This is a genomic window from Dyadobacter flavalbus, from assembly GCF_006149045.1.
Lineage (GTDB): Bacteria > Bacteroidota > Bacteroidia > Cytophagales > Spirosomataceae > Dyadobacter > Dyadobacter flavalbus.
In genome coordinates, this window is sequence record NZ_VBSN01000023.1 from 45789 (window position 1) to 60074 (window position 14286).

General features: G+C 46.6%; 11 protein-coding genes. 7 read left to right on the forward strand and 4 right to left on the reverse strand.

The window, feature by feature from the left end:
• Positions 1–5: 5 nt before the first annotated feature.
• From FEM33_RS03885 to FEM33_RS03895, 3 genes are read left to right on the forward strand one after another with little or no spacing between them, the layout of a single operon-like run.
• Entirely contained in the window at positions 6–803 is a 798-nt protein-coding gene (locus FEM33_RS03885) for an inositol monophosphatase family protein (RefSeq protein ID WP_139010829.1), read from the forward strand.
• A 35-nt stretch (positions 804–838) separates the two neighbouring features.
• Positions 839–1375 carry a YfiT family bacillithiol transferase gene (locus FEM33_RS03890; protein WP_139010793.1) on the forward strand — a complete coding sequence of 179 codons (537 nt, stop codon included), beginning with the start codon at positions 839–841 and terminating at the stop codon, positions 1373–1375.
• A gap of 18 nt (positions 1376–1393) precedes the next feature.
• The gene (locus FEM33_RS03895) at positions 1394–1549 is read left to right on the forward strand and encodes a FeoB-associated Cys-rich membrane protein (protein WP_139010794.1); all 156 of its coding nucleotides are present in this window, start codon (positions 1394–1396) and stop codon (positions 1547–1549) included.
• 133 nt (positions 1550–1682) lie between these two features.
• On the opposite strand, the gene acs is transcribed toward FEM33_RS03895, so the two are convergent.
• Positions 1683–3572 carry an acetate--CoA ligase gene (gene acs / locus FEM33_RS03900; RefSeq protein ID WP_139010795.1) on the reverse strand — a complete coding sequence of 630 codons (1890 nt, stop codon included), beginning with the start codon at positions 3570–3572 and terminating at the stop codon, positions 1683–1685.
• Between the two features lie 255 nt (positions 3573–3827).
• Here acs and FEM33_RS03905 point away from each other — a divergent pair, with 255 nt between their 5' ends.
• Entirely contained in the window at positions 3828–5048 is a 1221-nt protein-coding gene (locus FEM33_RS03905) for a THUMP-like domain-containing protein (RefSeq protein ID WP_139010796.1), read from the forward strand.
• A gap of 33 nt (positions 5049–5081) precedes the next feature.
• Here the strand turns inward: FEM33_RS03905 and FEM33_RS03910 are convergent, their stop codons facing one another.
• Together FEM33_RS03910 and FEM33_RS03915 are read right to left on the reverse strand one after the other, a co-directional pair.
• Positions 5082–5435, reverse strand: coding sequence for an ArsC family reductase (locus tag FEM33_RS03910; RefSeq protein ID WP_139010797.1), 354 nt, complete (start codon positions 5433–5435; stop codon positions 5082–5084).
• Between the two features lie 18 nt (positions 5436–5453).
• Positions 5454–6860 carry a dicarboxylate/amino acid:cation symporter gene (locus FEM33_RS03915; protein ID WP_139010798.1) on the reverse strand — a complete coding sequence of 469 codons (1407 nt, stop codon included), beginning with the start codon at positions 6858–6860 and terminating at the stop codon, positions 5454–5456.
• Positions 6861–7282: 422 nt separating this feature from the next.
• Between FEM33_RS03915 and FEM33_RS03920 the strand changes: the two genes are divergently transcribed.
• The 3 genes from FEM33_RS03920 (at position 7283) to FEM33_RS03930 (ending at position 11850) form a co-directional block, all read left to right on the forward strand.
• Positions 7283–8134 carry a universal stress protein gene (locus FEM33_RS03920; protein ID WP_139010799.1) on the forward strand — a complete coding sequence of 284 codons (852 nt, stop codon included), beginning with the start codon at positions 7283–7285 and terminating at the stop codon, positions 8132–8134.
• A gap of 8 nt (positions 8135–8142) precedes the next feature.
• Positions 8143–9273 carry a magnesium/cobalt transporter CorA gene (corA, locus tag FEM33_RS03925; protein WP_229214079.1) on the forward strand — a complete coding sequence of 377 codons (1131 nt, stop codon included), beginning with the start codon at positions 8143–8145 and terminating at the stop codon, positions 9271–9273.
• 102 nt (positions 9274–9375) lie between these two features.
• Complete coding sequence (locus FEM33_RS03930; RefSeq protein ID WP_139010800.1) at positions 9376–11850, forward strand: bifunctional UDP-N-acetylmuramoyl-tripeptide:D-alanyl-D-alanine ligase/alanine racemase; 2475 nt, start codon at positions 9376–9378, stop codon at positions 11848–11850.
• Here FEM33_RS03930 and ppk1 read toward each other — a convergent pair whose 3' ends face one another.
• Positions 11851–14169, reverse strand: a complete 2319-nt coding sequence (gene ppk1, locus FEM33_RS03935; protein ID WP_139010801.1) for a polyphosphate kinase 1 — start codon at positions 14167–14169, stop codon at positions 11851–11853.
• Between the last annotated feature and the right edge of the window lie 117 nt (positions 14170–14286).

Sequence of the window (14286 nt, forward strand, 5' to 3'; positions counted from 1 at the left end):
AGACAATGGATCTGGAAAAGCTGACACAACAAACTATTGAAATCGTAAGACAGGCTTCTTCCTTTATTCAGCGGGAAGCTGCACAGTTTTCACGCGATAAAATTGAATATAAAGATCTGAACAATCTGGTTTCTTACGTTGACAAGGAAGCTGAAAAACTGCTTGTTGCAGGGCTCAGCCAGTTGCTGCCGGAAGCAAGTTACATCACAGAAGAAGGAACCACAGGTCAGGAACCGGACCCGTCGGCACTGAACTGGATCATCGATCCGCTGGACGGCACCACCAATTTCATTCACGGAATCCCGGTTTACTGCGTCAGCGTAGGGCTTGCCAAAGGAAAAGAGCTGCTTGTGGGCGTGATCCATGAACCCAGTCTGGACGAAATGTTTTACGCATGGCAGGGCGGCGGTGCATGGTGCAACGGAAAAAAAATCAGCGTAAGCAACGTTCCGCTCCTGCAGGAAAGCCTGATCGCAACCGGCTTTCCTTATGCCCGGTTCGACAAGCAGAAACGCTATATGTACATTCTGGAACTGCTCATGCAGAAAACGCACGGTATCCGCCGCATGGGTGCAGCAGCCGTAGACCTTGCTTATGTTGCAGCCGGCCGTTTTGATGGTTTCTACGAATACAACCTGAATTCCTGGGATATGGCCGCGGGCGTTTTACTGATCAAGGAAGCGGGCGGAAAAGTGACCGATTTTAAAGGAAGCGACAATTATCTGTTTGGCGGTGACATTGTTGCAGCTTCCCGCGCTCCGCATCAGGAACTTGTGGATGTGATCCGCGAAAATTTTAACTGATCGTTCTTTTAAGTTTTCACTTATTTATAATATAAATGGACCTCGAACAGCTTCGTTATCCAATCGGACAATTCAGATTTCAGGACAGTTATACGCCGGCCGAAATTAAATCCAATATTCAGATCATCAGTGCTTTGCCTTCCCGTTTTATCAATTTGCTAGGGGGCTGGGATGATGAAAAATACAATACGCCTTATCGTCCCGGCGGCTGGACGATCCGGCAATTAATCCATCATGTTGCTGACAGCCATATCAATGCCTACACCAGATGCAGACTGGCGCTGACGGAAGACAATCCGGTGGTCAAACCGTACGATGAAGCGGCATGGGCCGAATTGCCGGATGGAAAAGCAGCGCAGGTGGAGTTGTCTCTTCAGCTTATGCGCTACGTTCATTTAAGATGGGTTTTACTCCTGAATTCCATGCAGGAAGCGGAGCTGGCCAGAACTTATACGCATCCGGCGACAGGGCGTGTTTTCAGGATGGACGAGGTTATTGCCAATTATGCATGGCATAGCGAGCATCATTATCAGCATGCTTTTCAGCTGGCAGTCAGGAACAATTGGCATTAAGCGGTTGTTTGCAGGAATATGATAACGCAACAGATTATTATTCTCATTCTTTTTCTTGCAGCTGCCGGTTACATGGGCTGGCGCCTGTGGAAAGCATTTGACAGCAGAAACAGCGGCGGCTGTGCCAAAGGATGCGGCTGCGCTGCCGACAAGAATGTTTCTGCAAAAGCATGATCGGTTTTTGAAAAAATTCAGGATTTCAGTTTTTTTTAAATATATTATAACAAAACAGAAAACCGCTTTGCACGCAAGTGTAAAGCGGTTTTCTGTTTCAAGGCTGTTTATTCAAAAACCCGGGCCGGATTTCCTATAAAGCGCCTTTTTTGATATCTTCCACAACGGCCGGATCGAGCAAAGTAGAAATATCGCCCAGATTGCCCATATCGCCTTCAGATATTTTCCTTAGAATCCGGCGCATGATCTTTCCGGAACGTGTTTTCGGCAAACCCGTTACAAACTGGACTTTATCCGGTTTTGCAATAGGTCCGATAATCCGGGAGACCGTTGCGGCAATGTCTTTTCTGAACATTTCGGCATCTTCCGGTTCGCTTTCCGCAATGACATACGCATAAATGCCCTGTCCTTTAATATCATGCGCATAACCGACAACAGCCGATTCTACTACGCCAAGGTGCATGTTGATCGCGTTTTCTACTTCCGCCGTTCCGATCCGGTGACCTGAAACATTCAATACATCGTCTACACGGCCTGTAATGCGGTAGTAACCGTCTTCATCACGCAGGCAGCCGTCGCCGGTAAAATACATGCCCGGATACGTAGAGAAATAGGTTTGCTTGCAGCGTTCGTGATCGCCGTAAGTAGTCCGGATAATGCCCGGCCACGGAAATTTCATGCAAAGATTGCCGCTAACGCCATTTCCTTCGATTTCCTTGCCGTTTTCATCCACAATAACGGGCTGAATGCCGGGCAAAGGCAACGTGGCAAAAGTGGGTTTTTCAGGGGTAATGCCGGCAAGCGGAGAAATCATGATGCCGCCGGTTTCCGTCTGCCACCACGTATCGGCAAGCGGACAGTTGTCTGAACCAATGTTGGTTTTAAACCAGTGCCAGGCTTCTTCGTTAATCGGCTCTCCTACCGAACCCAGTTTTTTCAGCGAGGAAAGATCATGGCCTTTTACATAATCCAGCCCGAAACTCATCAGCGAACGAATGGCCGTAGGCGCAGTATAAAGGATATTCACCTGATGTTTTTCAACGATCTGCCACAAACGGCTGGCATCCGGGTAAGTCGGGACGCCTTCAAAAATAAGCGAGGTAGCGCCGGTGCAAAGCGGGCCGTACACGATGTAACTGTGGCCTGTAATCCAGCCGATATCCGCCGTACAGAAATAAACCTCTTCCGGTTCATACTGAAATACGTTGGCAAAAGTATAAGCCGCATAAACCATGTAACCGCCGCAGGTATGCACAACGCCTTTCGGCTTTCCGGTCGAGCCCGAAGTATATAAAATAAATAAAGGATCTTCTGCGTCCATCGGCTCGGCCGCACATACCGAATCCACATGCTTCACTTCTTCTTCCCACCAGAGATCGCGGCCTTTCAGCATCGAAACCGGCGTGCGGGTACGGGTCATGACAATGACATGTTTTACCGAGCGGCATTGATCCAGCGCGGCATCAACGGTTTCTTTCATCGGAATTACCTTGGAACCACGATATGCGCCGTCCGAAGTAATCACCATTGTGCATTCCGCATCATTGATCCGGTCCGCAATGGATTTGGCAGAAAAACCACCGAACACAACCGAGTGAATGGCCCCGATCCTTGCGCAGGCCAGCACGGCAACGGTCAGCTCGGGAACCATCGGAAGATATATACAAACCCGGTCGCCTTTTTTAACGCCATGTTTTTTGAGCACATTGGCAAACCGGCAAACGCGGTCGTGCAGCACATTGTAGGAAATGGAAACCGCCTTGTCTTCCGGATCATTGGGTTCCCAAATAATGGCAGGCTGATTGCCTATTTGTGCCAAATGCCTGTCGAGTGCATTTTCAGTGATATTCAATACGCCGCCTTCAAACCACTTTACATTTGCCTCATTGAAATTCCAGCTTAATACTTTTTTCCAGGGCTTGCGCCACTGGAATTGTTGGGCTACTTCCGCCCAAAAACCTTCGGGATCTTCTACACTTTGTCTGTAGGCAATCTGATACGCTTCAAAGGTCTTGATTCTCATGATAAATAAAGGTTAAACTTAGGGATAAAGGATAATGGCTGACAATTTATAATTTTCATCTGGTTAGTCCTACTTAATGCATTACAGAATGTTGCGCTTCGTAAATGCCTTGCATTCCGCGTGCGCCCGAAGTGTATTTGCACGATCCGGCATCATGCTGTTAATCTTCATGTTGGATTTTTCCTGAACCGTTTTTTGTGACCCGCATGCAAAAAGATGTACTTTCGGATTTGCAAAACGCAGCTATGTTTTTTCATGAATGAGCAGGACAACAAAACAGACCGGCAGGAAACCGGATTTTCCGAAACAGAAATCCGTTTCATTCAGACGCATCTTAAGGAAAATCCGGGTCAGCTGATTTTGCGTGCCGGGCAGTTTAAAGACCTGGATATAAAGAAACTTGCTTCACAGATTTTATCCAGACAAAAAGCCGTTAAAAAACTGCCCGAATGGTCTGCAAATGAAAAGCTGATTTTTCCGCCGGCGCTTTCTGTCGAGCAATGTTCTTCGGAAGCAACGGCGCGTTACAAGGCCAGTCTGGTTTCTGGAAACCGGCTTATGGATATCACCGGCGGCATGGGCGTTGACTGTTTTTACATGAGCAGAAAATTTGAGCAGGCAATTTATTTCGAGCAGCAGGAAGAAGTTGCAAAAACGGCGAAATACAATTTTAAAGAACTTGGTTCCGGAAATATAACCGTACATAACGCCGATTCACTATTGACGCTTGCAAAGGAAACAATGCCTTCGGACTGGATTTTTGCCGATCCTGCAAGGCGGAACACAAACCGAGAAAAAGTAGTACTGCTTTCCGACTGCACGCCGGACATTACCGCCAATCTTTCCGCCTTATTTGAAAATGCGCCCAATATACTTTTAAAAACTTCGCCTTTGCTGGATATTGATCTGGCATCGAAAGAACTGACCAATCTTGCAGAAGTGCACGTCATTGGCTATGAACAGGAATGCAAGGAGCTGCTTTTTGTCCTGAAAAAAGATTATATAACTGAAAATTTTGTCATTAAAACACGCATTATCAATGCAGCCGGAGAAGTCGTTCATTCGCTTGATTTTGACCGTGAATCGGAACGTAAAGCCCTTGTTTCGTATTCCAATCCGCTCGGTTATTTGTATGAACCGCATCCGGCCGTTCTGAAAGCAGGCGCATTCAGGACTTTGTGCGAAACATTTGATACGAGCAAACTGGCCGTCAACAGCCAGTTATATACTTCTGAAAACTACATTCCTGATTTTCCCGGAAGGTCATTTAAAATCGTTGCCGTCTGCAGGCCGGATATGCGGGAAATTTCCGGATACATACAAGGCGACAAAGCCAATCTGACGATCCGGAATTTTCCGGGTAAAACCGAAGATCTCCGAAAAAAATGGAAACTGAAAGAAGGTGGCGATTTTTACCTTTTTGCAACAACGCTTGCTGACCATTCCAAAGTAGTCATTGTGACGACAAAGCCGTAAAACGCTGATTTTTCTAAAACCTGAATGACACTCTTAAAGAAATGCTTCTTCAAATTCCTTTTCTGAAAACCCGAGCGCCACGGGCTTGCCGCCTGCATCTTCCACAAGCGGCCTTTTGATGACGGACGTTTTGGAAATCATCAGCTGCACAGCCGAGTCTTCGTCTTTTACCGAACTTTTTTCTTCATCCGAAAGCGCTTTCCACGTCGTTCCGGATTTATTGACCAATTTTTCCCACGAATAATCGCCGAACCAGCTTTTCAGCTTTTCGGGCGTAATTCCTTTCTTTTTGTAATCGTGAAAAGTGTAGGTAATCTGATGCGCATCCAGCCAGGTTCTCGCCTTTTTGACCGTGTTGCAGTTGGGAATTCCGTATACGGTGAACATAAAATAATTTACCTGAATTTACGCTTCTGTTTCTGTTACAACCGGCTCGTCCAGCAAAAGATCGGAACTGTGCATTTTCTGATCGTCCAGTTCACCTTCCCAGCGTGCAATAACCGCCGTAGCAAGGCAGTTTCCGGTAACATTGACGGAAGTACGCGCCATATCCATCAGTTCATCAATACCCATAATGAGCAAAACCGGCCATTCGGGCATACCGAAATTTGCAATCGCGCCTAAAAGAATAACCAGCGTAGCCCGCGGGATTCCGGCAACGCCTTTACTCGTAAGCATCAGCAGAAGAACCATTGTAAACTGCTGTCCGAGTGACATTTCCGTTCCGGTTGCCTGCGCTACGAAAACGGTTGCGAGTGCCAGATAAAGCGTGGATCCGTCCAGATTGAAGCTGTAACCTGTCGGCATTACAAAAGAAACAATCTGACGCGGAACGCCGAATTTCTCCATTTTCTCCATGGCCTTTGGCAGAGCCGCCTCGGAACTTGTCGTGGAAAATGCGATGGAAACCGGCTCCACAATGGCTTTGGCAAATTTCAGAACCGGAATTTTTGCAATTAACGCAACGGGCACAAAAACGATCAGTATAAAAACAATCAGCGCGCAGTAAAGCGTCGCCAGCAGCAGTGCAAGGTTTTTCAGTACATCAATGCCCATATGCCCGACTGTTTCCGCAATGGCCGCGCCAACGCCGATCGGCGCAAAAAGCATGATGATTTTGGTCAGCTTAAACATGACTTCCGCCAAAAGCTCCACGCCGTGTACGAATTTTTCCTTTTTAACCGTCGGCAGCAAGGCAAGACTGATTCCGAAAAGTACGCTGAAAACAACAATCTGCAGAACTTCTCCGTGGTAAATGGATTTGGCGATGTTTTCCGGAAACGAATGCGTTACAATATCCTGCCAGGTCTGCTCATTAACCTTCGGCAACGTGGCATTCAGCGTTGCAGGCGGAATAATGCCTTCACCGGGCTTGAACCAGTTGGCAAACAGCAAACCGATCAGCAATGCAAAAGTAGTAACGACTTCAAAGTACAAAAGCGATTTCCAGCCCATTCTGCCGACCTGCTTCAGATCCGAGTGACCTGCAATCCCGGTTACAAGTGTGGCAAAAAGCAGCGGCGCAATCACCGTTTTGATCATCTGCAGAAAGATCTGTCTCAGAAAATGCAGTCCGGTTCCCAGAGCCGGAAAATCGTAGCCGATTTCCGTTCCCACGAGCATGGAAATCAGAATGGAAGTCGTCAGGTTTTTTTTGAGAATAGCGTAATAGATCAGCCCGGCCAAGGCAAGCCAGCGCAGGATGATCAGAACGTTTGCGGATATGGGAACGATGTTGTAAGCACTTAATACGGTTGCTATTGCTGCAATGGTAATCAGTGCAATATTAATAAGGGTAATCTTGCGCTTCATATGGGAAATTAAAATAGGGAAATCGTTTGTGATGGTAAACTTATAAAAAATCAGTTTAAGACCAACTATGAAGTTTAATGCTATTTAACTGATTATCGAAATAAATTGTAGGTTTTGAACAATCGGATTTTATGATTGTATTAAACAAATGCTTATTTATAAAATAAATTTTGGTTTGAAACAAATTCAGTTTTTAGTTTGACGGATAAAAATACTGAAATTTTAAGTCCGCAAAACAATCCTTTTTTCAGAACCTGTCCATACGATTACGCATTCTTTCCAGCTTTCAGAACCGGAATTTGTACGCGGATTTGCTACTTTGCTGCATGTTTGTCAGAAAACATGACGCGAATCTTTGGTTTGAGTCTGTAAATTTGATATGTTCGAAAAGTACATTTGCCAATTCAAATCACGGAACAAAAATGAACAAAATACTTATTCCGATCGACTTTTCTGAGAATGCCGAGCGTGCCCTTGCTGCGGCCAGAATTATAGCGGAAAAAGGAAGCACCGAACTCCTGATCATGCATGCCTATGAACCTTACATCGCCGATGTAAGTGTAACGCCCGGCAATGTCCTTCCCGGCGTAGGCGGCGCAGACTTTCTTACGCTTACGGATGAACTGGAAAATGAATTCCGCAAAAAACTGGAAGATTATGCCGCCAATCTGACTGCGGAAGGCTATAAAGCGCGTGCGATCTGGGAAATCGGGAGTGTGCAGTCGTCTGTTGAAAATGCAATCAAGGAATATCAGCCCGATATGGCCGTGATCGGAAGAACCGGAACGGGCGGTTTTCTGGATAAGCTTGTCGGAAGCTCGGCCACGCACATTGCATTGCATTCCACTTGCCCGGTCCTGATTATTCCGCCTCAGACCAGTCCGAGTAAGTTCAGCAAGGTCGTATATGCCACGCAGTTTGAATACAGTGAAAACGACATCCTGAAAGAAGTATTTGTATTGCTGAATCATCTGGGCGGCAGCCTTACACTGCTGAAAATCGATTCGGACAGCCAGCCGAATATTCAGCCCGATAACCAGTATATTGATGAAATAAAGGCAGAATTCGGCATTACTGATAATGATATCGTGGTCAGAAGTTCAAGAAATGTGCTGGACGGCATTGAGGAATACTGCGACGAGGTCGGTGCCGATCTGCTGATCATGTCCGCAAGGGAACGTTCTTTTCTGGAAGAATATCTGATCAATCCAAGCGTTACAAGAAAGCTGATCGTTGACACGCATGTTCCGTTACTTGTTTTCCATCTTAAGTAAGCATACCGGTGAATAATCCAGAAGAAGGCAGTCAGGTAAAAGAGGAAATCGAAAAGCAGGCGGTCCATAAACGCAAACGTTACAGAAAGCACAATCTGCTTACTTCTCCCGGCACGCTTACATACATCGGCCCGGAAGTTGCCTTAAAAACCAAAATAAGGAAAATACAGTATAACGAAAAGAAGTTCAGTGACCAGCCCGTGAAATCACTACAGGAATGCCTGCCGGCAAATGGCCAGGAAAAACAGGTGAACTGGTTGGACGTGGACGGCATTCATGAAATTTCCCTGATTGAAAAACTGGGAAAACTGTACAAGCTGCATCCGCTTCTGCTGGAAGACGTTGTGAACACGGAGCATAAGCCCAAGCTGGAAATTTATGATACAGGCCATTTGTTCCTGACGCTGAAAATGCTGCATGTGGAAACAGAATCGCCGATCTGCATTTCTTCGGAGCACGTGAGCTTTGTGCTGACAGACAATTATCTGATTTCCTTTCAGGAAGAACTCACCAGCGATATTTTCACGCCCGTACTGAAAAGGCTGGAAGCGTCCGTCGGGAAAACACGTCGCAACGGCCCTGATTATCTGCTGTTTGCCCTGATGGATATTATCGTGGACAATTATTTTATTGTGCTTGAAAAACTCGGCGATAGTCTGGATCAGGCCGAGGATCAGGTCATTCGCGGTACCGAAAATATGTCTCTGACCGATCTGTATTCGCTCAAACGTGAACTGACGACGGTCAGAAGACAGATATGGCCATTGCGCGATATGATCAGCCAGCTGATGAGAGAAGACAACCCGCAGATTAGCAAAGATGTAATCCCTTATTACAGAGATTTATACGATCATACGATGCAGGTTCTGGATACGATTGATTCCTATCGCGAGCTGGTGGCCAGCCTTGCGGACGTTCATTTGTCCACGATAAGCAACAAGATGAACTCGGTCATGAAAACACTGACGATTTTCTCGGCCGTATTCATGCCGCTTACGTTTATTGTGGGTGTTTACGGAATGAATTTCGAGTATATGCCCGAGCTGAAAATGCGTTACGGTTACTTTTATGTCTGGGGTTTGATGGCGGTTGTAACCGTTGCGCTTATTTTCTATTTCAGGTCTAAAAAGTGGTTTTAAGTCCGTTTGTTCGGATTGAGTCGTACTCATTTGCGTTATTTCTGGCGGCAAAACTGTGATGAATTCCGGGGTTTGATACCTTTGCAGTGAAAAATCATTGGAATGAATAGTATCGGACACAACGCCCAGACGATTACAACAAGTGCTGCTTACATTCTTACAGACAGCCGCCAGATTTCTTTTCCGGAACAAAGCATCTTTTTTGCGATCAAAGGAAACCGGCACGACGGCCATCAGTTTCTCCCCTACTTGTACGAAAGCGGCGTGCGGGAATTTGTCGTGGAAGAAAATGCATTTACGGAATCGCTCCGGAAAGAAGCCGACAAATGGCATGACGCCAAAATTTGGGTTGTGCCGTCGAGCATACGCGCCTTGCAAAAGCTGGTGGCGGATAAAAGAAGGAATTTCCATATTCCGGTCGTGGGAATTGCCGGCAGCAACGGCAAAACGATTGTAAAGGAATGGCTTGTGCAGCTGATGTCGCCGGGTAAAAGAATCGTTTCAAGCCCGAAAAGCTATAACTCGCAGATCGGCGTTCCATTGTCTGTGTGGAATATGGGGAATGAACATGAACTGGCCATCTTTGAAGCCGGCATTTCCCAGGTGCACGAAATGGAATATCTTCAGCCGGTTATGCTTCCGACAGTCGGGATTTTTACCAATATCGGTTCCGCGCATGATGACGGTTTCAAAAGCCGGAAGCAGAAAATTACCGAAAAACTCCGCCTTTTTACCAAAGTCCGAAAACTCATTTATCGTAAGGATTACACGGCCATTGATGAAGAAATCAGTCTGATTCTGCGTCCTGTCAATTCATTCCTGCAAACCGTTAACTGGGGAAAACCGAATTCAGGCGCAGACATCAGCGTGGTATTCAAGCCGGAAAATTCAGGAACATCCGTTTCTCTTTCAGGACTATTTGGCGAACTGCGGTTTGAAACCGCGTTCAGAGATGATGCCTCGCTGGAAAACCTGACGCACTGCATCGTTTTTATGCTTGATTTCGGCATTTCGGCACCGGTTATTCAGGAAAGAATCCAGCTTCTCAAGCCCGTTTCCATGCGGCTTGAACTGAAAGAAGGAATTAACCACAGTTATTTGATAGACGACACATATAACAATGATATTCAGGGGCTTCTGATGGCGCTCAACTTTCTTTCACAACAGGAACAGCGGCAGAAGAAAACGGTTATTCTTTCGGATGTGCTGCAAACCGGGCAAACACCGGGCGAGCTTTACGGAACGGTTGCGAAGCTGTTAAAAGAAAAATCGGTCAGTCACCTGATCGGCATCGGCAAGGAAATAGGCAGTCAGTCCGCACTTTTTGATGTCCCTCAAAAGAACTTTTTTAAAGATACGGATTCATTCCTGCACGATTTCCCGTTTGATACCCTTTCAGACAGCATGGTGCTTGTGAAAGGTGCCCGGCCTTTTTCATTTGAAAGAATTGTCCACCGCTTACAGCAAAAAGCGCATGGAACCGTCCTGGAAATCAACCTGGATTCGCTATCGCATAACCTGAATTATTACAAGTCCAAAATCGGTCAGGAAACCAAGGTGATGGCGATGGTGAAAGCATTTGCTTACGGAAGCGGAAGCTCGGAAGTGGCTGCCTTGCTTCAGTATCACCGCGTGGATTATCTGGGCGTCGCTTATGCGGACGAAGGTGTTTCATTGCGGCAGAACGGCATCACGCTGCCGGTTATGGTCATGAATGCTACATTGCCCGCTTTCGATCTGCTTTTGCAATACAAACTGGAACCTGAAATTTACAGCCGGCGCATACTCGCAGACTGGATTGCTTACGTCAACAAAAACAGCGCACAGGCAGAAATTCCTGCTGTTCACCTGAAACTGGACACGGGCATGCACCGGCTGGGATTTGTCAAAGACGATTATGAATGGCTGACCAAACAGCTGCAACAGAACCCGGCTATCAAAGTTGCTTCGGTATTTTCACATCTGGTCGGCGCGGATGAAGGCGTTCACAACGAATTTTCAAGAAAGCAGTTTGAACTTTTTATGGAAGGTGCGCTGCGGATCGAGGCAGCACTGGGTTATAAAACCATCAAGCATATCCTTAATTCTGCGGGCATTGTGCGCTTTCCGGATTACAAACTGGACATGGTGCGGCTTGGGATCGGGCTTTACGGCGTGGAGGCAACCGGACAGGAACAGCATGCGCTTTTGCCGGTCGGGACGCTGAAAACGATTGTATCGCAGATCAAATACCTTTCTGCGGGAGAAACGGTTGGTTACAGCCGTAAAGGAGAACTGAAACATGATTCTGCCATTGCAACGCTGGCCATTGGATACGCCGACGGTTATGACCGCGGTTTAGGCAATGGAATCGGACAGATTTGTGTAAACGGGACTTTATGCCCGACTGTCGGAAACATTTGTATGGATATGACAATGATCGACGTAACGAACGCCAGCGTGGATGAAGGCGATGAAGTGATTGTTTTCGGAAAAGAAGTACCGATTACTGAACTGGCAAAACGCATCAGCACGATCCCCTATGAAATTCTGACAGGCATAGGAGATCGTGTCAAACGGGTATTTTACAAAGAGTAATCAAGCATTCTGATCGCTGTGTGTTTCGGTTTCCCGATCGGCGGGTTCGGCCAATTCCGTTACGGCCGAATCCGCTCCGGCGACGGTTTCATCTTCAAATAACTTGGTGGCCATTACTTCTTCCAGCGTTACATAGTAAAATGCCTTGTGCACGTTCAGCGGTTCGCTGCCTTCTTCTATTTCACATTTCTTGTAAGTGCCGTCTTCCTGCATTTCATACGCATTGACATTGTCTTTCAGGCTGTAATAGAGAATATGAATGGCTTCCTGCCTCACGCGCGGATCGACCAGCTTGAACAAGGATTCAATGCGTCTGTCAAAGCTTCTGACCATGGCATCCGCGCTTCCGCCGTAAACCAGCGGATTTCCGTTCTGATGAAAATAGAATATCCGCGAATGTTCCAGAAAATCGCCGACAAGCGAACGCACCGTAATATTTTCACTCAGGCCAACCCTTTGCGGGCGCAGGCAGCACATACCTCTCACAATGAGTTTGACAGGAACGCCTGCCGACGATGCTTTGTAAAGTTCCAGAATTGTATCCCGGTCTTCCAGCGAATTGATTTTAATGCAAATCCCGCTTTTCAGGCCGGCCGCTGCATTTTCCGCTTCTTTCTGGATCAGCTCAATCAGCTTGTGGCGCATGTAGCGCGGTGCCGTAATCAGGTTCTGGTATTCGGAAGGAATGGAATGGCCGGTTATAACGTTGAAAAACTCCGAAATATCATGCGTGTATTCCTCATTGGAAGTAAGCAGCCCGGTGTCGGTATAAAGCCTTGATGTGTCTTCATTGTAATTACCGCTGGATAAATGCGCATAGCGCAGCACACGGTTTCCCTCATTCCGGACGATAAGCAAAAGTTTGGTATGGGTTTTCAGCAAACCGATTCCGTAAATGACAAAGCAGCCCGCTTTCTGAAGGCGCTGTGCCTCGCGTATATTGTTTTCTTCATCAAACCGGGCTTTTACTTCAAAGAGTACTGCAACGTGCTTGCCGTTTTCCGCAGCATGCAGCAAAGCTTCCGTTACCCTTGAATTTTTGGCCAGCCTGTAAATAGTCAGTTTGATAGACAGCACTTTGGGGTCTTCGGCAGCTTGTTCCAGCAACTGAAGAACCGGCTCGAAATTGTTGTAAGGATGATGCAGCAGAATATCCCTTTCCCGCATGGCCTCAAAAATGTCCGGAATGCGTTCGCGTTCCAGCCCCAGCGGCGGAACCGGCGGATGCGTTGTCGGAATCTGGTCTTTGAACTCCGGATGTTTGATTATGCTCCATAATGCCGTATAATCAATGAGACCGTCAATCGGAAAAACATTGTAATCATCGATTTCCCAGCGTTTTTTAATCAGATTCAGCAAATCCGGGTTCATATCCGGCTCAATGGAAACCTGCACAACGCGGCCCAGACGACGGCTTTTGATCTTCTGCTTGATTTCATCAATAAAATCCGCTTCAATGTCATCGCTTTCTTCCAGCGTAAAATCCCCGTTTCGGATGATCCGGAAAAGGTTGGTGGACACAATATCCACATTGCGGTAAAGCTTGTCGATATATGCCCGCACAATGGTTTCGACCGGAATCAGCAACAGTTCATCTTCGCGTTCAATTACATAAAACCTCGGAAGATTGGGCGGAAGCTGCACAAACGAAAGTTTCCGGTCTTCCTCGGAAGTCGTACCTTTGACCTGCGTCATGACGCCCAGCACAAGCACTTTTGCCAGCAGAATAGGAAATGCATGCGTATAATCAAACAGCATGGGCGTGAGCATCGGGTAAATGGTGCGCTCAAAATATTCTTCGACAGCTGCTTCTTCGTCCGGTTCGGTTTCATCCAGACCGATGATCCGGAACCCATGCTGTGCAAACAACGGCAGTAACTGATTTTTGTAGCACTCGTTTTGCCTGTGTACATAATCATGCAGTTCGCGCATCAATACTTTCCTGAAAGGGATTTCGCGCAAGCCCGAGTAATCGAGCCGTTCCTTTCCGAAATCAAGGTAATTGTATAAACTTCCGACGCGGATCGTAAAAAATTCATCCAGATTGGAAGCCGTAATGGCGAGGAATTTAAGTCTGTCAAAAAGGTTGCGTTCTTCGTTGGTCGCCTGATCCAGAACACGGTCATTGAATTTAAGCCAGCTCAGGTCACGACTGATTAAATCACTTTGCTGAACGAGCGTATTGGCTTTTTCCGTAGAAGAATTGACCGCTTTGACTTCTTCCAGCGGAGCCTGCGTCCTGGGACTTTTGAGAAAAGAGAACAAATTAGTCAGTTTGTTGCCTTTTTCATTATTGTATATGGAATCTGAGCCGAACATATCTTGATTCAATTAACGTTTCTGTAATTAATGGCACCTGAAATTTAACGTATACGCGTGTGTATTGTTTTTGTTTTTATCCGGATTCTGCTTGCAATGCCCTGAAAAAAAGAAACG

Bases quoted from the DNA above. Each gene is read 5' to 3' on its own strand.
- FEM33_RS03885 (WP_139010829.1), top strand. From the start codon at position 6: ATGGATCTGGAAAAGCTGACACAACAAACTATTGAAATCGTAAGACAG.
- FEM33_RS03890 (WP_139010793.1), top strand. From the start codon at position 839: ATGGACCTCGAACAGCTTCGTTATCCAATCGGACAATTCAGATTTCAG.
- FEM33_RS03895 (WP_139010794.1), top strand. From the start codon at position 1,394: ATGATAACGCAACAGATTATTATTCTCATTCTTTTTCTTGCAGCTGCC.
- acs (WP_139010795.1), bottom strand. From the start codon at position 3,572: ATGAGAATCAAGACCTTTGAAGCGTATCAGATTGCCTACAGACAAAGT.
- FEM33_RS03905 (WP_139010796.1), top strand. From the start codon at position 3,828: ATGAATGAGCAGGACAACAAAACAGACCGGCAGGAAACCGGATTTTCC.
- FEM33_RS03910 (WP_139010797.1), bottom strand. From the start codon at position 5,435: ATGTTCACCGTATACGGAATTCCCAACTGCAACACGGTCAAAAAGGCG.
- FEM33_RS03915 (WP_139010798.1), bottom strand. From the start codon at position 6,860: ATGAAGCGCAAGATTACCCTTATTAATATTGCACTGATTACCATTGCA.
- FEM33_RS03920 (WP_139010799.1), top strand. From the start codon at position 7,283: ATGAACAAAATACTTATTCCGATCGACTTTTCTGAGAATGCCGAGCGT.
- FEM33_RS03930 (WP_139010800.1), top strand. From the start codon at position 9,376: ATGAATAGTATCGGACACAACGCCCAGACGATTACAACAAGTGCTGCT.
- ppk1 (WP_139010801.1), bottom strand. From the start codon at position 14,169: ATGTTCGGCTCAGATTCCATATACAATAATGAAAAAGGCAACAAACTG.